This is a genomic window from Nonomuraea sp. NPDC003804, assembly GCF_040610675.1.
In the GTDB taxonomy this organism is placed as follows: Bacteria; Actinomycetota; Actinomycetes; order Streptosporangiales; family Streptosporangiaceae; genus Nonomuraea.
This window is the reverse complement of the sequence record NZ_JBEXMT010000034.1, coordinates 66,560-85,372: the sequence shown is the minus strand read 5'-3', so window position 1 is coordinate 85,372 and position 18,813 is coordinate 66,560. Positions and strand designations below refer to the sequence as shown.

20 protein-coding genes are annotated in these 18,813 nt (G+C 71.3%); 10 read left to right on the top strand and 10 right to left on the bottom strand.

What is annotated here, in order from left to right:
- Positions 1–20 precede the first annotated feature (20 nt).
- Entirely contained in the window at positions 21–896 is an 876-nt protein-coding gene (locus tag ABZX22_RS36490; protein WP_354918719.1) for a hypothetical protein, read from the top strand.
- A 2-nt stretch (positions 897–898) separates the two neighbouring features.
- Entirely contained in the window at positions 899–1,750 is an 852-nt protein-coding gene (locus tag ABZX22_RS36485; protein ID WP_354918716.1) for a LysR family transcriptional regulator, read from the top strand.
- A 3-nt stretch (positions 1,751–1,753) separates the two neighbouring features.
- On the opposite strand, the gene ABZX22_RS36480 is transcribed toward ABZX22_RS36485, so the two are convergent.
- Complete coding sequence (locus ABZX22_RS36480) at positions 1,754–2,221, bottom strand: MarR family transcriptional regulator (protein ID WP_354918713.1); 468 nt, start codon at positions 2,219–2,221, stop codon at positions 1,754–1,756.
- A 49-nt stretch (positions 2,222–2,270) separates the two neighbouring features.
- Between ABZX22_RS36480 and pip the strand changes: the two genes are divergently transcribed.
- Complete coding sequence (pip, locus tag ABZX22_RS36475) at positions 2,271–3,218, top strand: prolyl aminopeptidase (RefSeq protein WP_354918710.1); 948 nt, start codon at positions 2,271–2,273, stop codon at positions 3,216–3,218.
- Between the two features lie 84 nt (positions 3,219–3,302).
- Complete coding sequence (locus ABZX22_RS36470) at positions 3,303–4,259, top strand: hypothetical protein (protein ID WP_354918707.1); 957 nt, start codon at positions 3,303–3,305, stop codon at positions 4,257–4,259.
- A 41-nt stretch (positions 4,260–4,300) separates the two neighbouring features.
- Here ABZX22_RS36470 and ABZX22_RS36465 read toward each other — a convergent pair whose 3' ends face one another.
- The gene (locus tag ABZX22_RS36465; RefSeq protein ID WP_354918704.1) at positions 4,301–4,579 is read right to left on the bottom strand and encodes a DUF6401 family natural product biosynthesis protein; all 279 of its coding nucleotides are present in this window, start codon (positions 4,577–4,579) and stop codon (positions 4,301–4,303) included.
- 125 nt (positions 4,580–4,704) lie between these two features.
- On the opposite strand from ABZX22_RS36465, the gene ABZX22_RS36460 reads away from it, so the two are divergent.
- Genes ABZX22_RS36460 through ABZX22_RS36450 form a run of 3 tightly spaced genes read left to right on the top strand, consistent with a single transcriptional unit; the run spans position 4,705 to position 7,176 of the window.
- Entirely contained in the window at positions 4,705–5,607 is a 903-nt protein-coding gene (locus ABZX22_RS36460) for an ATP-binding cassette domain-containing protein (protein WP_354918701.1), read from the top strand.
- Positions 5,604–6,386 carry an ABC-2 family transporter protein gene (locus tag ABZX22_RS36455; RefSeq protein ID WP_354918698.1) on the top strand — a complete coding sequence of 261 codons (783 nt, stop codon included), beginning with the start codon at positions 5,604–5,606 and terminating at the stop codon, positions 6,384–6,386. The genes ABZX22_RS36460 and ABZX22_RS36455 overlap by 4 nt, the downstream gene beginning before the upstream one ends.
- Positions 6,379–7,176, top strand: coding sequence for an ABC-2 family transporter protein (locus tag ABZX22_RS36450; protein ID WP_354918695.1), 798 nt, complete (start codon positions 6,379–6,381; stop codon positions 7,174–7,176). Before ABZX22_RS36455 ends, ABZX22_RS36450 begins: the two co-directional genes overlap by 8 nt.
- Positions 7,177–7,431: 255 nt before the next feature.
- Here ABZX22_RS36450 and ABZX22_RS36445 read toward each other — a convergent pair whose 3' ends face one another.
- From ABZX22_RS36445 to ABZX22_RS36430, 4 genes are all read right to left on the bottom strand, one after another.
- Entirely contained in the window at positions 7,432–8,523 is a 1,092-nt protein-coding gene (locus ABZX22_RS36445) for an ABC transporter permease (RefSeq protein WP_354918692.1), read from the bottom strand.
- 6 nt (positions 8,524–8,529) lie between these two features.
- Positions 8,530–10,092, bottom strand: coding sequence for a sugar ABC transporter ATP-binding protein (locus tag ABZX22_RS36440; RefSeq protein ID WP_354918689.1), 1,563 nt, complete (start codon positions 10,090–10,092; stop codon positions 8,530–8,532).
- On the bottom strand, positions 10,089–11,126 hold the full coding sequence (locus tag ABZX22_RS36435; protein WP_354918686.1) for an ABC transporter substrate-binding protein: 1,038 nt from the start codon (positions 11,124–11,126) through the stop codon (positions 10,089–10,091). Before ABZX22_RS36435 ends, ABZX22_RS36440 begins: the two co-directional genes overlap by 4 nt.
- A gap of 334 nt (positions 11,127–11,460) precedes the next feature.
- Entirely contained in the window at positions 11,461–12,246 is a 786-nt protein-coding gene (locus tag ABZX22_RS36430) for an SAM-dependent methyltransferase (protein ID WP_354918683.1), read from the bottom strand.
- A 47-nt stretch (positions 12,247–12,293) separates the two neighbouring features.
- On the opposite strand from ABZX22_RS36430, the gene ABZX22_RS36425 reads away from it, so the two are divergent.
- Positions 12,294–13,583 carry an MFS transporter gene (locus ABZX22_RS36425; protein WP_354918680.1) on the top strand — a complete coding sequence of 430 codons (1,290 nt, stop codon included), beginning with the start codon at positions 12,294–12,296 and terminating at the stop codon, positions 13,581–13,583.
- Here the strand turns inward: ABZX22_RS36425 and ABZX22_RS36420 are convergent.
- A complete protein-coding gene (locus ABZX22_RS36420; protein ID WP_354918677.1) occupies positions 13,580–14,440 on the bottom strand; it encodes a hypothetical protein in 861 nt (286 codons plus the stop codon). The genes ABZX22_RS36425 and ABZX22_RS36420 overlap by 4 nt on opposite strands.
- A 401-nt stretch (positions 14,441–14,841) precedes the next feature.
- Between ABZX22_RS36420 and ABZX22_RS36415 the strand changes: the two genes are divergently transcribed.
- Positions 14,842–15,567 carry a GntR family transcriptional regulator gene (locus ABZX22_RS36415; RefSeq protein ID WP_354918674.1) on the top strand — a complete coding sequence of 242 codons (726 nt, stop codon included), beginning with the start codon at positions 14,842–14,844 and terminating at the stop codon, positions 15,565–15,567.
- Positions 15,560–16,507: a nucleoside hydrolase gene (locus ABZX22_RS36410; protein ID WP_354918671.1), complete on the top strand. Its 948-nt coding sequence runs from the start codon at positions 15,560–15,562 to the stop codon at positions 16,505–16,507. The genes ABZX22_RS36415 and ABZX22_RS36410 overlap by 8 nt, the downstream gene beginning before the upstream one ends.
- 220 nt (positions 16,508–16,727) lie before the next feature.
- Here ABZX22_RS36410 and ABZX22_RS36405 read toward each other — a convergent pair whose 3' ends face one another.
- From ABZX22_RS36405 to ABZX22_RS36395, 3 genes are read right to left on the bottom strand one after another with little or no spacing between them, the layout of a single operon-like run.
- On the bottom strand, positions 16,728–16,955 hold the full coding sequence (locus tag ABZX22_RS36405; RefSeq protein WP_354918668.1) for a hypothetical protein: 228 nt from the start codon (positions 16,953–16,955) through the stop codon (positions 16,728–16,730).
- Positions 16,952–17,986: an ABC transporter ATP-binding protein gene (locus ABZX22_RS36400; protein ID WP_354918665.1), complete on the bottom strand. Its 1,035-nt coding sequence runs from the start codon at positions 17,984–17,986 to the stop codon at positions 16,952–16,954. The genes ABZX22_RS36405 and ABZX22_RS36400 overlap by 4 nt, the downstream gene beginning before the upstream one ends.
- Complete coding sequence (locus ABZX22_RS36395) at positions 17,983–18,813, bottom strand: ABC transporter permease (RefSeq protein ID WP_354918662.1); 831 nt, start codon at positions 18,811–18,813, stop codon at positions 17,983–17,985. Before ABZX22_RS36395 ends, ABZX22_RS36400 begins: the two co-directional genes overlap by 4 nt.

Genomic DNA, 18,813 nt, shown 5'->3' with positions numbered 1-18,813 from the left:
CCCGGCGCACGGTGACCTCGGTGACCGAGCTGCCGACGGGTGAGGGTACCTGGGCCGCGGCGGCCGTCGGCACCGACCTGTACGTCGGCACCTACACCCCCGGCGACATCCACAAGGTCGACACGCGCACCGGCACGGCCACGAAGGTCGCCGACGTCAAGCCGGATCCTTTCATCTGGTGCCTGGACGCCGCCCCCGACGGCAAGATCTACGCGGGCACCTACCCCCGCGGGCGGGTGGTCGAATACGACCCGGCCACCGGCCAGACCCGTGACTTCGGCCAGGTCGTGCCCGGCGAGCAGTACGTGCGCAGCATCGCCGTCGACGAGACCACCATCTACGCGGGCGTGGGCGCGAAGGCGCATCTCTCGCCATCGACCGGGCCACCGGCGCCAAGCGCGAGATCCTGCCGGCCGAACTGGCCGACCGCCTACGTCGCCAGTGAGATCGCCGGCGGCCTCGGCACCACCCCCGTGGAGAAGGAGGCCCAGCCGGCCGCCTTCGACCTGCGGACCAAGCGGGTCCGCTGGTCGCTGGTGCCGGTACAGGGCGCCACGTCGATCTCCGACCTCGTCGCCCGCCGCGGCAAGCTGTACGGCGTCGCCGACACCGGCGTGCTGTTCGAGTTCGACCCGTGGCGCAGGAAGGTGACCCGCATCGTCCAGGTGCCGCTGAGCGCGGCGCGCAGCGGCACGCTCGTGGAGACGCACGGCCGCCTCTACGGCACCGACGGCAGGACGATCTACCGGCTGGACCCGTCGGCCATGACGATCTCCACCGTGGTCGACGGGCTGGACGCGCAGGCCTACGGCACCCAGCCGCTGCTGGCCGCCGCGCCCGACGGCCGTGCCCTGTACGCGCTGCGCGCGAGGAACCTGGTGCGCGTCACACTCTAGGGATGGACCCGCACCTGCTCAGGACTCTGGTCGCCGTCGCCCGCAGGGGGTCGTTCTCGGCGGCGGCCGAGGAGCTCGGCTACACCCAGTCGGCGGTCTCCCAGCAGATCGCCACGCTGGAGGCCGATCTCGGCATGCCGTTGCTGCACCGCCGTCCGGTCGCGCCGACCGAGGCGGGCGTCCGGCTGCTGGAGCACGCGGGCCCGCTGCTGCTGCGCGTGGAGGCGGCGCGCGCGGACGTGCGCCGCGCGGCGGCCGGGCCCGCCCGCCGGCTGGCGGTGTCCGCCTCGCCGCTGTCCGTCACTGCCTCGATCGCCGTACGGCTGGCGCGTGCCCGCGCCGCCCACCCCCGCCTCGACCTCACGCTGGCCACCGTCGACCGCGACACCGTGGCGGCCGACGTCGCCGCCGGGCGCGCCGATCTGGGGATGACCGACGGCATCGCCGCGCCCAGCGACCCGCTGCGCCTGCCGGACGTCGGCCCGCTGACCGCGGTGGGCATCGCGGAGGAGGACCTGGTCGTCGCCCTCCCGTCGGACCATCCGCTCGCCGGCCGACCAGGCCTGCGGCTGGCGGACCTGGTCGACGCGGTGTGGCTGCAGACCACGCTGTGCCCGCTCGAGCGGCTGCGCGACCTGCTGGGCGACGGCTTCCGCCCCGGCCTGGCCTACACCGGCGACGACGTGCACACCGTGCGCAACCTGGTCGAGGCGGGACACGGCCTGACCTTGCTGCCCGCCTCGGCCGGCCGGGGTGTCCCCGTGCTCGCGCCCCGCCTCACCCACCGGGTCGAGCTGCTGCACGGCGCGCTGCCCCCGGGCCCGGCCGCCGACGTCGCGGCCGCTCTCCGCTGAGCGTCAGCGGCGCCGGGCGGCCGCGCCGGTCCGCTCCCGCATCGGACGGCGGCGCAGCGCCTCCAGCGCCTCGTCGACCAGGCGGGTGAGCGGGTAGGGGAGTTCGGCCTCGAGTTCGGCCACGGCGGCGTCGGTCGCCAGCCGTTCCTGGTCCATCGCGGGCAGCAGCGCCTCGGCCTTCGGGGTGAGGTGGACGATCCGCTGGCGGGCGTCGGCGCCGGGGGAGAGGCCGACCAGTTCCTCCCTGGCCAGCTGGGCGACGGTCTGGCTGGCGGCCGAGTGGGTGACGCCGATGGCGCGGGCCAGGTCGCGGATGGAGCTCGGGCCCTCGAGGGCGAGTTGCCGGAGGACCGGCGCGTAGCGGGGGCGGAAGCCGTCCAGGCCGAGCTGGGGGTAGAGCGCCGTCACGCCGTCGTCGAGCAGGTCGAGCAGCAGGCGCAGGCGCGTGCCGAGCACCTCGCGTGGTTCCATGGCCCTAATATAACAGTGCTGTTGTATTTTCTGACGGAAAGGACCCGGCATGTATCCCCCCATCGAGCCCTACGACCAGGGCCACCTCGACACCGGCGACGGCCACCTCGTCTACTGGGAGGTCTGCGGCAACCCCGAGGGGAAACCCGCGCTCGTCGTCCACGGCGGGCCAGGCTCGGGCTGCACGCCCGGCCATCGCCGCACCTTCGACCCGGAACGCTACAAGATCATCCTGTTCGACCAGCGCAACTGCGGCCGTAGCCTGCCGCACGCCGCCGACCCGGCCACGGACCTGACCACCAACACCACCCACCATCTCATCGCGGACATGGAGCGGCTGCGCGAGCATCTCGGCGTCGACCGATGGCTGCTGTACGGCGGTTCGTGGGGCTCGACGCTCATGCTGGCCTACGCCGAGGCGTACCCCGAGCGTGTCTCGGAGATGGTCATCGTCGCGGTGACGACGACCCGCCGCTCCGAGACCGACTGGCTCTACAAGGGCGTGGGCGCGTTCTTCCCCGAGCAGTGGCAGCGCTTCAGGGAGGGCGTGCCGGAGGCCGACCGCGACGGCGACCTGCTGTCGGCCTACGCGCGGCTGATGGCCGACCCCGACCCCGACGTGCGGGCCAAGGCCACCAACGACTGGGCCACGTGGGAGGACACGGTGATCTCCCTGGAGACCAACGGCAAGCCGAACGCCTACAGCGACCGGCCCCCCGTCGAATTGGCGGCGTTCACCAGGATCTGCGCGCACTACTTCGCCAACGGCGCCTGGCTGGAGGAGGGCGTCCTCCTGCGCGAGGCGCACCGGCTGGCCGGGATCCCTGGCGTGCTCATCCATGGCCGCTTCGACCTGGGGTCGCCGCTGGGGACCGCGTGGGAGCTGGCCCAGGCGTGGCCCGACGCCAGGCTCGTGGTGGTCGACGACTCCGGGCACACCGGCAGCGACACCATGCGGGAGGAGATTCTCGCGGCGATAGCCGGCTTCGCCCGCTGACGCCGGGCGTCACCGCAGGTCGCGCATAGTCACCAGGTAAAGGGGCAGGGTTCCTGAACAAGGCTGGAGGGGGGAACCTGAGCCATGAATCCTGACGATTGGAGAAGAGGGCTGATCGACGCCTGGACGGCGACCGCCACCTTCGTTCCCAAGTTCGTCGCGTTCCTGGTGATCCTGCTGGTCGGCTGGGTTATCGCCAAGCTGCTGTACAAGATCGTCGACAAGGGCCTGACGCGCATCGGGTTCGACCGCTGGGTCGAGCGCGGCGGCGTCGGCCGGATGATGGAACGCAGCCGCTACGACGCGTCGGACCTCATCGCCAAGCTCGTGTACTACGCGGTGCTGCTGATCACGTTGCAGATCTCGTTCTCGGTGTTCGGGCCGAACCCGATCAGCGCGCTCCTCGGCGGCGTGGTGGCCTGGCTGCCCAAGGCCGCGGTCGCGATCATCATCATCGTCGTGGCCACGGCGATCGCCAGCGCGGTCAAGGACGTCGTCAGCGCCGCGCTGGGCGGCCTGTCGTACGGCAGGCTGCTCGCCACGATCGCGCAGGTGTTCATCATCGCCCTCGGCGTGATCGCCGCGCTCAACCAGATCGAGATCGCCACCACGGTCACCATGCCGGTGCTGATCGCGTTCCTGGCGGCGGTGGCCGGCGTCCTGATCGTCGGCCTCGGCGGCGGCTTGGTCAAGCCCATGCAGCAGCGCTGGGAGGCGTGGCTGAGCAGGGCCGAGGCGGAGACCAACGCCATCCGCACCGAGACGGCGGCCTACGACCGCGGACGCCGGGACGCCATGGCGGGGGCGGAGGCACCCGCGACCGCTCCGGCCCCGGCGCGGGCCGGAGCGCCGGGATCGGCCCAGCCGGCACAGGGCGGCGGCTACCAGTCACGTCCGGGCGAGGCCGGGGGCTACGAGTCCCGCCCCGGCGAGGCCGGCGGTTACCCGCCGCCACGGCCGGGCGAGGCCGGCGGTTACCAGTCACGCCCTGGTGAGGCCGGCGGTTACCGGCCAGGCCCCGGTGAGCCGCCGCCGAGGTGAGCCGGTGCCCGCGCCCTCCCGACGAGGTGGACGGAGAAGCGTCAGGTCGCGGGGGAGAGCATCAGGCACACCGCGCTCATCCGCAGCGTGGCGAAGTCGAGAGGGTGGCCGGGCTCGGGGGCCCGCCACCCCTTCTCGTGCGCGCCGTCCCAGAAGCCGATCAGGTAGCTGAGCAGTGCCGTGTGGCCCACCTGCTCGCCGATGGAGCGGATGGCGTGCCGTACGGCGGCGACGTGCTGGTCGAGGAGCGCGCCCACGCCGGGATGTTCGGCGGGCAGTGCGAGCACCCAATGCGCGAAATCCGCTCGGATCCGCTCCACCCATGCAAGATCAGACACCAGACGCCTCGAAGTCGTTTGCCGCAACGTTACCCTGCAACCATAAACGGCGACGCGCACAGAAAGTAATTTGCCGAGTGCCGCGCACGTCTGAAAGAAATTGACGGGTGATCCGCGTCGAGAAGTTGACCAAGATCTTCCGTCGCCCGCGCACGTTCGGTGGACCCTTCGGCGCCCTCCGCACGCTGGTGACCCGCCAGTACGACGAGCGCACCGCCGTCGACGACATCAGCTTCGACATCGCCGAGGGCGAGGTCGTCGGCTACCTGGGCCCCAACGGCGCCGGGAAGTCCACCACCGTCAAGATGCTGACCGGGATCCTCACCCCCACCAGCGGCGTCGTCGAGGTCGCCGGCCGGGTGCCGTGGCGCGACCGCCACGCCAACGCCCGGGCCGTCGGCGTGGTCTTCGGCCAGCGCAGCCAGCTGTGGTGGGACCTGCCGCTGGTCGAGTCGCTGCGCCTGGTCGGCGACCTGTACGACGTGCCGGCCGCGCGCTTCACCGCGTCGATGAAGAGGATGCGCGACCTGCTCGGGCTCGACGACTTCCTGGCCACCCCGGTCCGCCAGCTCAGCCTGGGCCAGCGCATGCGCGGCGACCTGGCCGCCGCCATGCTGTACGAGCCGCCCATCCTCTACCTCGACGAGCCGACCGTCGGGCTCGACGTGCTGGCCAAGCAGGCCGTACGCGAGTTCATCCTCGACACCAACCGGGCCGGCCGCACCACCGTGCTGCTGACCACGCACGACCTGGCCGACGTCGAGGCGCTGTGCAAGCGGATCATCCTCATCGACAAGGGCCGGGTGCTCTACGACGGCGGCATCGAGGACCTGGTCGGCGCCTACGCGCCACCCCGCAGGCTGGTGGTGCACACCGACGACGGCAGCCACACCTACGAGCTCACCGAGGGACTGAAGGTCCCCGACCTGCTGGCCAACCACGCCGTCCGCGACCTGTCGATCGAGGAGCCCGACCTGGAGAGCGTGATCAAGAGGATCTACGCCGCATGATCCGGTCCTTACGCGGCATGGCCCGCATCGGCCTGCGCTTCCAGTTCGCCTATCGCAGCGAGGTCGTCCTGACGTCGCTGACGCTGATCGCGCAGGTGTTCCTGCTGCGGATGGTGTGGACCGCGGTGTACGGCGAGCGCAGGCAGGCCGCCGACCTCACGCTGGAGCAGCTGCTGGCCTACCTCACCCTGGCCAACCTGCAGACATTCGCCACCATGCCGGTCATCACGCGCCTCGCCCACTTCCGGATCCGCACCGGCACGGTGTTCTTCGACCTGGCCAGGCCCGTCGGCTACCTTCCGCAGATGGCCGCCTTCCAGGCCGGCCACACCGCGGGCGCGTTGCTGCTGCTCTCCCCGGTCGTGCCGGTGGTGCTGCTGGTCGGCTCGATCACCTCCACCTCGCACGCGCTGCCGTACGCGGTGGCCTTGGCCCTCGGGTACGTCATCGGCCTGCTCATGGCGCTGCTGATTTGCCTGATCGGCTTCTGGACGATGGAGACCGGCGCGATCTCGTTGCTGTATCGCCTGGTCAGCCAGTTCTTCGCGGGCACGATGGTCCCGCTGTCGTTCTTCCCCGGGGCGCTGGGCGTGCTGGCGGACGCGCTGCCGTTCAAGTACCTGGGTTACGTCCCGGCCGCCATCTACGTCGGCCGGCTGTCCTCCGCCGAGATCGCCCGCGCGCTGCTGGTGGAGCTGGCGTGGATCGCGGCGCTGTGGGCGCTGCTGTGGGCGCTGTGGCGGCTCGCGCACCGCAGGGTGGTGATCAACGGTGGCTGAGCTCACCCGCGCGCTGCGCCTGTACTGGCGGCTACAGCGCGCCGCCATGCGCGGCGCCATGCAGTACCGGCTCAACACCGTCATCGGCATCCTCACCGGCGCGGTCTACCAGGGCAGCGGCTTCGCCTTCATCTGGGTGATCATGCACACCTTCCCCAGCATGGCCGGCTGGAGCCTGCCCCAGATCGCCTTCCTGTACGGCATGCGCCTGACCGCCCACGCGCTGTGCATGCTGCCGCTCAGCAGCCTCATCGGCATCGACTGGCTGGTCCGCGAGGGCGAGTTCGACAGGATCCTGCTGCGCCCGCTCAACCCGCTCGTCCAGGTGATGGCCAAGCGGATGGGGGTGGGCCAGCTCGGTGACCTGCTGGTCGGCGTCGTCCTGCTGGCCGTCGCGGGTGGTGCCGCCGGCATCGCCTGGACGCCCGGCCTCCTCGCCTTCTGCGCGGCCGCCGTCGTCGGCGGCGCGCTGGTGGAGGCGGCCTTCTTCCTCGCCCTGTCGTCGACGGCGCTGCGGATGCTCGACACCTTCGCGCTGCGGGTCTTCGTCGACGACGTCTTCAGCCGGTTCGGCTCCTATCCGATGAGCGTCTTCGGCGGCGTCACCCAGTGGGTGCTGACGTTCGTGCTGCCGGTCGCGTTCGTCGCGTACGTGCCGGCGACCGTCGTGCTGGGCAAGGCCGTCGTGCCGCTGGCCTACGCCAGCCCCCTGCTGGGCGTCGCGCTGTTCGCGGTGGCCTACCGGATCTGGGCGGGGCAGCTGCGCCACTACCAGAGCGTCGGCGCCTGACCCCAAGCCGGTCCGGGGAGGTCGGCAGGGGTGACCGGAGCGGGGCACGCGGGGACGCCGGCGTTCGTTCCGGCAAGTCAGTCGTGCCCGCCCCGGTCATGCCGGTCGGCGACAGCAGCCCGTTCCGTACGGCAGGCCGTGCCGCGGAGGGGGCTGCTTTTCAGGCCTTGATGGTGTCGGTTCGGCGCAGTCGCCATCCGGCCAGCGCTATGCCGCCGGCGCCCGCTGACCGCCGACCGGGAGCGCAGGCCGTCGTCAACCGCCGCTGGTCGCCGACCGCCTGGTGTTCAGCTGGTCGAACCCGACCGCGACCAGGATGAGCACACCGATGGCGATCTGGAGGTAGAAGGCGTTGATCGCCAGCAGGTTGCCACCGTTGTTGAGCACGCCCATGATCAGTGCTCCGGTGAAGGCGCCGATGGCGCTGCCCTTCGCGCCGAACAGGCTCGCGCCGCCGATGACACAGGCGGCGATCGCGCTCAGCTCGAAGCCCGTGCCCGCGGTGGGGATGCCCGCTCCCAGCCGGGAGGCGAGCAGCACCCCGCCGAGACCGGCCAGCATGCCTGAGATCATGTAGACCGAGACCGTCACCAGGCGCACGGGCACACCCGCGAGGCGGGCCGACTCGGGGTTCGAGCCGACGGCGTAGATGTAGCGGCCGAAGACCGTCCGGGTGAGCACGAACCACATCACGGCGGTGACCGCGAGGGCGATGATGAGAAGGTTGGGAATGCCCAGGACGGTGCCGTTGGCGATCGCCTGGAACGACTCCGGCACGCCCTGGATGGTCTGGGCGTCGGTGCTGAGCAGCACCATTCCACGGGCGATGCCGAGCATGCCCAGGGTCGCGATGAACGGTGGCAGCAGGGCACGGGTCACCAGCAGACCGTTGACGATCCCGAGAGCGGTGCCGATCCCCACGCCGAGCAGGATCGACGGCAGGATCGGCATGCCGGCGACCAGGAGCTGCGCGGTGGTGGCGCCGGTCAGGCCCAGGACCGACCCGACCGACAGGTCGATCCCGGCGGTCAGGATGACCAGGAGCTCGCCGACCGCGATGATCCCGAAGATCGCGACCTGCCGGGCGAGGTTGGCCAGGTTGTTGGCGGTGAGGAACTCGTCGCTGGCGAGCGTGAGGGCGCCGACCGCCACGAGCAGCACGACGAGGCCGCCGCTCTCGCGTCCTGCGATGTCGCCCAGCGTGACGACCCGTCGCCGGGGCTCGGCCGGCTGCTCGGGCGCCTCCCTGGCCTTCGGCACCGTCGCCAGCCCGGGTTCCGCACCCCCGGGCGGCCTGTTGACGATCGTCGTGGTCTCGATCGGCTCACGCCAGATCAGCTTCGGCATTTCGGCTCACTCCTCCTGAGTCGGTGGAGTCACGCCCGGGGCCACCGTGGGCTCTCGGGTCGGCGGCGTCTCGGCGCCTGCGGTACCGCTTGCCAGGTGGAGCACGTCCTCCTCGGTGGCGGAGCCGGGAAGCTCACCCGCGACCGCCCCGTCGCGCAGCACGAGGATGCGATCCGCGAGCCCCAGCAGCTCCGGAAGGTACGACGAGACCACGATGATCCCCAACCCCTTCGCGGCCAGGTCGCCGATGATCGTGTACAGCTCGCCCTTGGCCCCGACGTCGATGCCCTTCGTGGGCTCGTCGAACATCAGTACTTTCGGCTTGGTGAGCAGCCATCGGGCGAGCAGCACCTTCTGCTGGTTGCCGCCGGACAGCGTCGACACCGGCTGGGCGTAGGATCCGGCCCGCAGCCGCAGGCTGTCGAGCAGCCGGTCGGCCTCCTCGACCTGCTCACGACCGGGCAGGAGACCGCGCCGGGAGCCGGCGCGCAGGCTGGCGATGGTGACGTTCTCCCTGATCGACAGCTGCGGCAGCAGCCCCAGCACCTTGCGGTCCTCGGTCAGCAGTCCTACCCCGGCGCTCATCATCGTGCGCGGTCCGGACGGTTTCACGGACTTGCCCGCGACCTCCACCTCACCGGCCACGATGGGGGACGCCCCGAAGATGGACAGCAACAACCCGCTGCGCCCTGACCCCAGCAGCCCTCCGATGCCGAGGATCTCTCCTGATCCGACGTGGAGGTCGATGGCCGGTGAGTTCTCGAAGCGGCGCAGTCCCCTGACCCGCAGCGCGGGCGTTCCCGCGTGCCGGTGGGTCTCCGGGTAGAGCGAGCTGATCTCCCTGCCGACCATCGCGGTGATCAGGCGGTCCTCGTCGTAGTTGCTGATCGGCCCTTCCTCGGACAGGCCCCCGTCCCGCAGTACGGTCACCCAGTCGCCGATCTCGAACATCTCCTCCAGCCGGTGGGTCACGTAGAGCATCGCGATGTCGCGCTCGCGTAGCCGCCTGATGTGCTGCAGGAGTCGCTCCGACTCCGCCTCGGTCAGCGCTGTGGTCGGCTCGTCGAACACGATCACCTTGACGGAGTCGGCGGTCAGCACCTTGGCGATCTCCACGAGCTGGCGCGTGGCCGCGGGGAGCCGTTCCACGATCGTGGCGGGGCTGATGTCGGTCAGTCCGACCTCGTCGAGCGCCTTCCTGGCATGGGACCGCAACCGGGTCCTGGCGATGATCCCCTTGCGCGCGGGAAGACGTCCCATGAAGAGGTTCTCCTCGACCGACAGGTGCGGGAGCAGGCTGAGCTCCTGGTAGACGGCCTGAATGCCGGCCGTCCGCATGTGCGCGGGGGTCGGCGTGGTGACCGGTTGACCGTCGATCTCGTAGGTGCCGCTGTCGCGGCGCAGCGCGCCCGTCAGCACCCGGATCAGGGTCGACTTCCCCGCGCCGTTCTCCCCGGCGAGGCAGTTCACCTGGCCGGGAACGAGACGGAGTGAGACGTTGCTGAGCGCCTGCACGGGCCCGAAGGCCTTGGAGACATCACGTAGCTCGACGACGGGTTCCATCGTCATTCCGCCTTCATCGTCGGCGGATTGAGCAACTGCTTCACATCCGGCTCGTTCATGTTCTCCTTGTCGGCCACGACGGCGCCGGGGTCGATGTCACGCGGCGGGATGCGACCGACCGTGGCCATTGCGGCCCCCAGAACGCCCTGGTAACCGAAGAAGTAGGGGTTCTGGACCACCAGCGCGTCGATGGTGCCGGCGGCCAGCGCGGCATTCTCCTGCGGGTCGGAGTCGAACGCCACGACGGGGACGGTGTCAGCCACCTTGTTGTCCTGGATCGCCCGCGCCGCGCCGACTCCCGAGGTGTTGTTGTCCGCGAACACGCCCGCCAGGTCAGGGTTGGCGGTGAGCGCGTCGTTGACCTGCGACGCCGCGGTGTTGATGTCGTTGTTGTTGAAGCGCTGCAGGACCACCTTGACCTGCGGGCAGTTGAGCGCGAGGCCCTGCTTGAAGCCGGCGTCCCTGGCGACCAGTGACTGGATGCCGGCCACGGACGATTCGATCATGACGCCGCCGCTCGTCTTGTTCAGCGCCTTGAGCAGGTCGCACATGCGCTTGCCTGCCTGCATCCCGGCCTTGACGTTGTCGGTGCCGATGAAGCCCTCCGAGGCGGTGGTCACGCGGCTGTCCACGGTGATGACCTTGAGCCCCGCCTTGCGCGCCCGGTCGATCGCCGAGTTCAGGGCGCTGGAGGAGTTGGGCGCGATCACGAGCCCGTCAACGCCACGGGAGATGGCGTTCTCCACCAGTTGCACCTGCTCGTCGATGTTCGTCTCTGACGTGGGGCCGAAGGTGCTCACGTTGAGGCCGAAGTCGCCGCCCGCGTGTTTCGCCCCGGCGATCATGGTCTGCCAGAACGAGGAATCACTCGCCTTGATGACCACGTCGATCTTCTTGCCACTCGCCGCCCCGCCCGCGCCTCCGCCGGTCCCCTGAGCGGCCGAACTCGTCGCCCGGCCTCCCACCACTCCGATCACCAGCGCCACCAGCGCTATGGCCGCGACGAGCGACAGCGAGAAGACGATACGTGAGCGAGCCATGACGGCCTCCTGAAAGCGCTTTCAGGGATCTCGACAGGCGTCTCAGGCGGCTTTCAGGCTCGCTCGTCGGCTTGGGGGACGGACCAGCGCCCAAAGCGGTGAGGTGCGCCCATGGAGAAATTTTCAGTCAACACGTGCTCATTTGGTCGGACGCTTCCAGCAAAGCCCTGGAAGGGTCTCAGGGAAAACTCGTAAAGAGAAAAGAACTCATTACTCGCAACCGTTGACGGCATCGCGCGCTGGGCGGCGGCTCGCCCGGGCCGGCGAGGTCGGGGGGTCTCGGCTGTCCGCCGTCAGGCGGGCCGACCTCGCGGCCGGGAGGGCGGGCGGAGGGTCAGGAGCGCTTGGCGGCCACCGCGCACAGGTGGTAGTCGCCCTTGACGGACGACCTGTCGGTGGTCGCGTCGGGACGCCACTCGCGGGTGTTGACGATGCCGGGGTCGAGCAGTTCGAACCCCTCCAGGAAGCTCTCGAACACGTCGCGGCGCCGGGTGGTGAACGGCGAGGAGGCGTTCCGGTAGACGGCGCTGACCTCGCCGGCCTTCTGCGGCATCGTGTCGGGCGCGACGTGCGTCAGCACCAGGTGGCTGCCGGCGGGAAGCAGGTCGCGGTACCGGCGGATGATGCCGCCCGGGTCCTCCGCGTCGGTGATGAAGTGCAGCAGGGAGACCACCAGGAGCGCGACGGGCCGCTCGAGGTCGAGCACCTGCGCCGCTCCGGCCATGACCTTCTCCGGCTCCCGCAGGTCGCCCTCCTGGACCGTGACGCCGGGGGAGTGGCCGAGCAGGGCCCTGGAGTGGGTCAGGACGACCGGGTCGTTGTCGACGTAGACGACCTCCGCGCCGTCGATCACCTCGTGGACATGGCCGGCGGTCGGCAGGCCCGAGCCGATGTCGAGGAACTGGTCGACGCCCGACTGCCTGAGGTGGCGGACCGCCCGCTGCAGGAACGCCCTGCTGTTGCGGGCATCGCCCCTGACCTCGGGGATGAGCGCCAGGACCTTCTCCGCGGCACGCCGGTCCACCTCGAAGTTGTCCTTGCCGCCCAGGTAGTAGTCGTACATCCGCGCCACGTTGGGGACAACTGCGCTGATACCCGGAGGAACCCGCTCACTGCTCATGAGGCAAACCTAGACGATCTACGTCTTGTCTTGCGATGATCGTGCGCATGTTAGGTCTGGACGCGACGCCCGGCATCAGCAAGACCAACCTGTGGGCCTGCATGGGGCTCGGGTTCCTGGGCACCGCCGTCATCACCTTCCTGCCGGCCGGCCAGCCGTACATCCTCAACGAGGTCCTGCGGCTGTCCTCCGGCGACCTCGGCAGGATCACCGGCTACCTGCAGATCGCCGCGGAGGTGGCGCTGATCCTCAGCCTGACCTGGTACGGCGCGCTGGCCGACCGGATCGGCAGGCGACCCGTCGCGGTCGCCGGGCTCCTGCTGTGCGCGGCGGGCGCGGCGCTGTACCCGTTCGCCGGCAACACGGCCGTCCTCGTCGCGCTGCGCGTCCTGTTCGCCCTCGGCATCGCCGCCCTGCACGTCACCATGTCCGCGATCACGGCCGACTACGTGCGCGACCACACGCGCGGCAAGGCGTACGGCTGGCTCGGGCTCTTCAGCGGCATCGGCGCGATGATCGCCGTGCTGGTGCTGGTCAGGCTGCCCAGCATGCTGGAGGAGGGCGGCATGGAGCCCACCGCCGCCGCCAGGACCGGCTTCCTGGTCGTCTCCGCGCTCGTCCTGCTCGGCGCCCTGGCACTGCGCCACACGCTCTCGCCGGCCCTGGGCGCGGCCGAGACGCCCAGGGTGCCGCTGACGCGGCTGATCGCCGAGGGCGTCAGACTGGCCCGCGACCCCGGCGTGGCGCTGTCCTACGCCGCCTCCTTCGTGGCGCGGGCCGATCTGGCCCTCGTGGCGAGCTTCCTGTCGCTGTGGATCGCCGACCACGCCACGTCCGTGCGAGGCATGTCGGCCACCGAGGCCCTGGCCAGGAGCGGCGCCGTCGTCGGCATCGCCTACACGGTGATCGTGGTGGGCGCGCCGCTGTTCGGCTGGCTCGGCGACCGGATGCGGCGGCAGCACGTCGTCATCCTCGCCCAGGCCGTCGCCGCCGCCGCCTACCTGTCGACCCTGCTGGTCAGCGACCCGCTCGGGCCGGGGATGATGCTGGTGGCCGCCTTCATCGGCCTCGGCGAGATCGGCGTCATCACCACGGCCGGGCCGCTGCTCGCCCAGCAGGTGCCGGCCCGCTACCGCGGCTCCTCCTTCGGCGTGCAGGTCCTCTGCGGCGCGATCGGGATCTTCGTCATCTCCGGGGTCGGTGGCTGGCTGTACGACCTGTGGCGGCCGGCCGCCCCCTTCGCGTTGTCCGGGGCGTGCGGGCTGCTCGTCGTGGCCTTCGGCCTCGCCGTACGGCGGCGCGTCGTGCCACACCCCGAGGCGGTGGCCGCCGCCTAGATTCTCCCGTTGCGGCGCAGGACATCGATGGCGTGGACGGTGGTGGCCCCACGCCACTCCAGCGCGCCCGCGGGGGAGACGGTCGCGTAGTCGACGGTCCAGCCGCCGTCCTCCTGCTGGAGCGCGGCCAGCCGGTCCAGGTCCGCCGCCACCGCCTCCTTCGCGAACAGCCGCCGCGACGGCAGATCCGGGTAGGGCGAGAAGTCGAGCGGCCGCAGCTTCTCCTCCTCCGTGCCGCCCTCGACCCGCAGCTCGCCGTCCGGCGGGATGAACGCGGCCAGCTTGTCGAGCAGGTCGGCGTGCTCGGGCCGGGTGTCGAGGAAGCGGACGGCGAACGCCAGCACGTAGGCGTGCGGCTGCTCCTTCAGGGCCGCGATCGCCTCCAGGCAGTAGGCGGTGGCGCGGGCCAGCCACGGGTGCCCGCCCACCGCGCCGTCACGGGCGGCCGCCCGCCAGGCGGCCGCCGCCGTCACCGCGGTGATCTGCAGCGACGACGTCGTGGTGTCCGCGTCCCGCCACCACGGCGCGGTGGCGGCGGGGACGGTCAACGGCAGCGCGAACGGCAACCCCCCGTCGGGCCGCGTCACCGTCTCCAGCCAGTCGCACAGCTGGGCGGCCCGCGGGCTCGGCGCCTCCTCGAACACCTCGAAGGCGTGCAGTGCCGCCCCCGGCTGGCTCTCCGGCGAGCGCAGGTCCGGCTCCAGGCCCCAGCCGTAGCCGCCGTCGGCGTTGCGGTATCCCTCCAGCGCGGCCAGGGTCGCCTCGGGCGTGCCCGTACCGGCCAGCAGCTCGAAGCGGCGGCGGTCCAGCAGCCGCGCGTGACCGGCCATGAACGCTCTCACCTTGTCGATATCCATGTCCCCATCCTTCCCGGCCGCCGGCCTGCGGTCTTGTACGGATCGGCCATGCCCCCACGTCACCTTTCCGAACGGGCGTCCGGGCGAGCACGGCACCGTCCGGTCAGCGGGTCGGGCCGAGGACGTCCGCGGCGATCCGGTGGAGCTGGTCGGTGAGGCGGTCGGGCGGGAACAGCCACAGGCCGAGCGAGTCGGCGCCGGCGTCGAGCAACCCCTGGAGCCGCTCCCGTACGCGCTCGGGGTCGCCGGCGGTACGCCTAAGTGGATGCGGCGTCCACTTATTCCTGGAAGGAGAACGATGCCTTTCACCAGGGCTTGTATGAGAAGTGTTGACACTTGTCTGTTCAATTCGCACCATGGTGGCTACCGGCGTGATCGTTGGCCACGAAGGGAGATCGAATGTGACACGGCGACATCGGACGCTGGCCGTGCAGGTGCGCGACCGGCTCCGGACACTCGTCGTCGAGGAGGGGTTGCGCCCCGGCGACAGGCTGCCCTCCGAGAACGACCTCATCGCGCGCTTCAGCGTGAGCCGGACGAGCCTCCGCGAGGCCCTCAAACTCCTCGAGCAGGAAGGACTCATCCAGGCCCGCCACGGCGACGGGCGCTACCTGACCTCCCAGCCCAGCCTCGATCGCCCGCTGACCCGCCTGGAAGGCGTCACCGAGATGCTCGCCAGCCGCGGCTACCAGGGGGACAACGCGGTCCTGGACGTCTCGGTCCTGGAGCCCGACAGCCACCAGCGGGAGACCCTGCGGTTGCCGGCCGGGCAGGCGATCGTACGGCTGGAGCGGCTGCGCCGGCACGAGCACGACGTCCTGCTGTATTCGATCGACTTCTTCGCCCGATCGCTGATCTCGCGCCCGCTGGACGAGGTCGACTGGACCGGCTCGCTGTTCCAGACCCTCACCGAGCACGGCCACACCGTCGCGTACGCGGTGACGCATGTCCGTGCCGTCACCCTGACGGCCGAACAGGCGGCACGGGTCGGCATCGAGGAGTCAGGCGGGGCCTGGCTGGCGCTGCTGCAGACCCACCACGACAGCGGCGGGCAGCCGTTGCTCTACTCCGAGGACTACCACCGGGGCACCGACTTCTCCTTCCACCTGGTGAGGCGCCGTGACTGACCTGACGACCCGCCGTCCGGTGCTCTTCGACCACGACGGCGCCCTCGACGACCTGCTGTCGCTCCTTCTCCTCACCCAGTACGACACGGTCGACCTGCGCGGGATCGCCGTCACACCGGCTGACTGCCTGCCCGTGCCGGCCATGTCGGCCACCCGCAAGATCCTCGAGCTGGCCGGGCTGCCGCAGGTGCCGACGGCCCTCGGCGAACTGACAGGGCGCAACCCCTTCCCGCTCGCCTGGCGCATCGACGCCCTCCGCGCCGACGCGTTGCCCGTGCTCAACCGGAGCGCGCCGCCGACGTCGCGGGACGGGGCGCTTCCCGCCCACGAACGTCTGGCCGCGTGGCTGCTGGAGGCCGACGCGCCCGTCACCATCCTCGCCACCGGCCCGCTCACCAACCTCGCCTGGTGCCTCGACCACCACCCGGAGGTCGAGGCCACGATCGAGGAGGTGGTCTTCATGGGCGGAGCCCTCGACGTTCCCGGCAACGTCGACGAGCCGGGGCACGACGGCTCGGCGGAGTGGAACGTCTACTGGGACCCCGAAGCCGCCAAGCGCGTCTTCGACTCGACGCTGCCCATCACGCTCTTCCCCTTGGACGTGACCGACCAGGTGCCGGTGACCACCGCCTTCACCCACGCCTTCGGCCGCCACTACGGCAAGCCGCTCAGCGATCTGGCCGGGTCGCTGCTCGCGTTGACGTTCGGCGTGCTGGAGACCACCGGCCTGCCGTACTGCTGCTGGGACAGCCTCACCACGTCATACCTGGCCGAACCCGGCATCTGCGGCTTCGAGACGGTCCACTGCGACGTCGTCACCGAGGGGGCCGGCCAGGGGCGCACCGTGCGCGACCCCGGCGGGCGGCCGGTCAAGGCCGCCGTCACCGTGGACCCCGACCGGTTCTACCGGCACTGCCTGGACGTCCTCACCCGGCGGTGAAGAGCCGGGCTTCAGCCTGACGCCCGATGAAGGCGGCAGCCTGTCCTGCGGGGACGCGTCCTTCCCGGTCTCCACCTCGGGGCCGAACACCTCGACGCCGGGCCCGAACGGGCCCGGCGTGCGAAACCTCTCGAGAAGCTCGCCGGGCAGCGCGTTCACCGCCGACCAGGCCCGCTCGACGACACCCTGCGCCGGTCGCGCGGAGCCGGGCGTGGCCGTCTCAGGGCTCGCAGGCGCAGGGCGGGGCCGGCGCGTCGGCCCAGTGCAGCGCGATGTACGGCTCGGCCTGCCCCGCGTAGCGCATCCGCTCCTTGGTGATGAGGTAGCGGGCACAGGAGCCGGGTTCCGACGGTGACCGGCGCGGCACCGGGATCACCAGCGTGCCGACCTCCTGGTCGGTGTGCGTCAGGAGGCCGTGACACGGCCCGCCCAGGCAGATGGCGTTCATGCCGGGTAGGCGTGGGTCTCCGTGGCCTTGACCGACGCCCAGATGCTCTGCCCTGGTGTCAGGTCGAGTTCGGCCACGGCGGCCGGGGTGATGTCGGCGAACGCGCTGATCGGCCCGTTGAGGTGGACGCGGACGCTGTCGCCGTGCCGTTCGATGCCCTCGATGCGCGCCTGCCACAGGTTGCGGGGGCTGCCGTCGGGACGCGAGCGGTAGAGGGCGACCGCGGCGGGCGGGAAGGCCACGAACGCGGGTCCGTCGAGCTGCTCGGTGGTGCTGACCACCAGCTCGCCGACCTTGACCTGGTGCCCGCCGGCCAGGCCGCGGTAGAAGTTGAGCCCGACCAGACGGGCGACGTAGTCGGTCCGCGGCCTGCGGGCCACCTCGGCGGACGTGCCCTCCTGGACGACCGCGCCGTCCTCGATGACCACGAGCCGGTCGGCCAGCACCATCGCGTCCAGCGGGTCATGGGTCACCAGGACGGTGGCGCCGTCGAAGCCGGCCAGGTGGTGACGCAGCTGGGAGCGGATCTCCAGCTTGGTGTGCGCGTCCAGCGCCGCGAGCGGCTCGTCGAGCAGCAGCAGCCGGGGCCGTACGGCCAGCGCCCTGGCCAGGGCGACGCGCTGGGCCTGGCCGCCGGACAGCCGGCGGGGCCTGGCCGCGGCGTGCGCGGCCAGGCCGACGCGCTCCAGCCAGTCGCGTGCGTTACGGCGAGACTCGGTTTTGGCCGCGCCGCGGCAGCGCAGCCCGAAGGCGACGTTGTCCAGCGCGGACAGGTGCGGGAAGAGCAGGTAGTCCTGGAAGACCATGCCGATCGGGCGCTGCTCGACGGCCATGTCGTGCAGCGGCTGATCGTCGAGGGTGATGTGCCCGCCGGCCGACAGCCCGGTGAGGCCGGCCAGAGCGCGCAGCGCGGTGGTCTTGCCGGCGCCGTTGGGCCCGAGCAGGGCGACGACCTCGCCGGCGGCGACCTCCAGCGAGACGTCGAGGCCGAAGGCCGGTCTGGTGACGACCAGGCGGGCGCGCAGGGTCATGGGCTGCTCACCCACCGGTCGCGCAGGCTCGCCAGGATGACCACCGAGACGGCGAGCAGGACGAGGCTGAGCACGATGGCCGCCTCAGGCTCGCTCTCCAGCGCCAGGTAGACCGCCAGCGGCATCGTCCTGGTGGTGCCGGGGAAGTTGCCGGCGAAGGTGATGGTGGCGCCGAACTCGCCGAGGGCCCTGGCCCAGCACAGCACCGCGCCGGCCACGACGCCCGGCATGATCAGCGGCAGCGTGACGCGGCGGAAGGTGGTCCACCGGGAGGCGCCGAGCGTGGCCGCGGCCTCCTCGAAGCGCTGGTCGGTGGCGCGCAGCGCGCCCTCGACGCTGATGACCAGGAACGGCATGGCCACGAACGCCTCGGCGACCACCACGCCCGCCGTGGTGAAAGGCAGCGTGATGCCGAACGTGGCGTCGAGCCACTGCCCGATCAGACCGCGCCGGCCGAGCACCAGCAGCAGCGCGACGCCGCCGACCACGGGCGGCAGCACCAGCGGCACGGTGACCAGGGCGCGCACCAGCCGCCGGCCGGGGAAGGACACCCTGGCCAGCAGCCAGGCCAGCGGCACGCCGAACACCAGGCAGACGGCCGTGGCGACCGTCGAGGTGACCATCGACAACCGCAACGCCTCCAGCACCTGCGGCTCGGCCAGCCGGTCCAGCAGCGTCGCCCACGGCGCTCGGACCAGCAGGCCGGCCAGCGGCAGCACCAGGAAGGCGAGACCGAGGAGGGCGGGCACCACCAGCAGCCAGGGCAGGCGGCCGGTGGTGCCTCGTCGCTCGGTGCCCTGGGCGGGTGCCGTGGGTGTGGCGGTCAT

What these genes read in the sequence shown, in the direction of transcription:
- ABZX22_RS36440 (WP_354918689.1), bottom strand. Translation starts at nt 10,092, where the DNA reads ATGACGATGGAACCCGTCGTCGAGCTACGTGATGTCTCCAAGGCCTTC.
- ABZX22_RS36435 (WP_354918686.1), bottom strand. Translation starts at nt 11,126, where the DNA reads ATGGCTCGCTCACGTATCGTCTTCTCGCTGTCGCTCGTCGCGGCCATA.
- ABZX22_RS36455 (WP_354918698.1), top strand. Translation starts at nt 5,604, where the DNA reads ATGATCCGGTCCTTACGCGGCATGGCCCGCATCGGCCTGCGCTTCCAG.
- ABZX22_RS36395 (WP_354918662.1), bottom strand. Translation starts at nt 18,813, where the DNA reads ATGACCGCCACACCCACGGCACCCGCCCAGGGCACCGAGCGACGAGGC.
- ABZX22_RS36405 (WP_354918668.1), bottom strand. Translation starts at nt 16,955, where the DNA reads ATGAACGCCATCTGCCTGGGCGGGCCGTGTCACGGCCTCCTGACGCAC.
- ABZX22_RS36425 (WP_354918680.1), top strand. Translation starts at nt 12,294, where the DNA reads ATGTTAGGTCTGGACGCGACGCCCGGCATCAGCAAGACCAACCTGTGG.
- ABZX22_RS36470 (WP_354918707.1), top strand. Translation starts at nt 3,303, where the DNA reads ATGAATCCTGACGATTGGAGAAGAGGGCTGATCGACGCCTGGACGGCG.
- ABZX22_RS36420 (WP_354918677.1), bottom strand. Translation starts at nt 14,440, where the DNA reads ATGGATATCGACAAGGTGAGAGCGTTCATGGCCGGTCACGCGCGGCTG.
- ABZX22_RS36400 (WP_354918665.1), bottom strand. Translation starts at nt 17,986, where the DNA reads ATGACCCTGCGCGCCCGCCTGGTCGTCACCAGACCGGCCTTCGGCCTC.
- ABZX22_RS36480 (WP_354918713.1), bottom strand. Translation starts at nt 2,221, where the DNA reads ATGGAACCACGCGAGGTGCTCGGCACGCGCCTGCGCCTGCTGCTCGAC.
- ABZX22_RS36485 (WP_354918716.1), top strand. Translation starts at nt 899, where the DNA reads ATGGACCCGCACCTGCTCAGGACTCTGGTCGCCGTCGCCCGCAGGGGG.
- ABZX22_RS36445 (WP_354918692.1), bottom strand. Translation starts at nt 8,523, where the DNA reads ATGCCGAAGCTGATCTGGCGTGAGCCGATCGAGACCACGACGATCGTC.
- pip (WP_354918710.1), top strand. Translation starts at nt 2,271, where the DNA reads ATGTATCCCCCCATCGAGCCCTACGACCAGGGCCACCTCGACACCGGC.
- ABZX22_RS36430 (WP_354918683.1), bottom strand. Translation starts at nt 12,246, where the DNA reads ATGAGCAGTGAGCGGGTTCCTCCGGGTATCAGCGCAGTTGTCCCCAAC.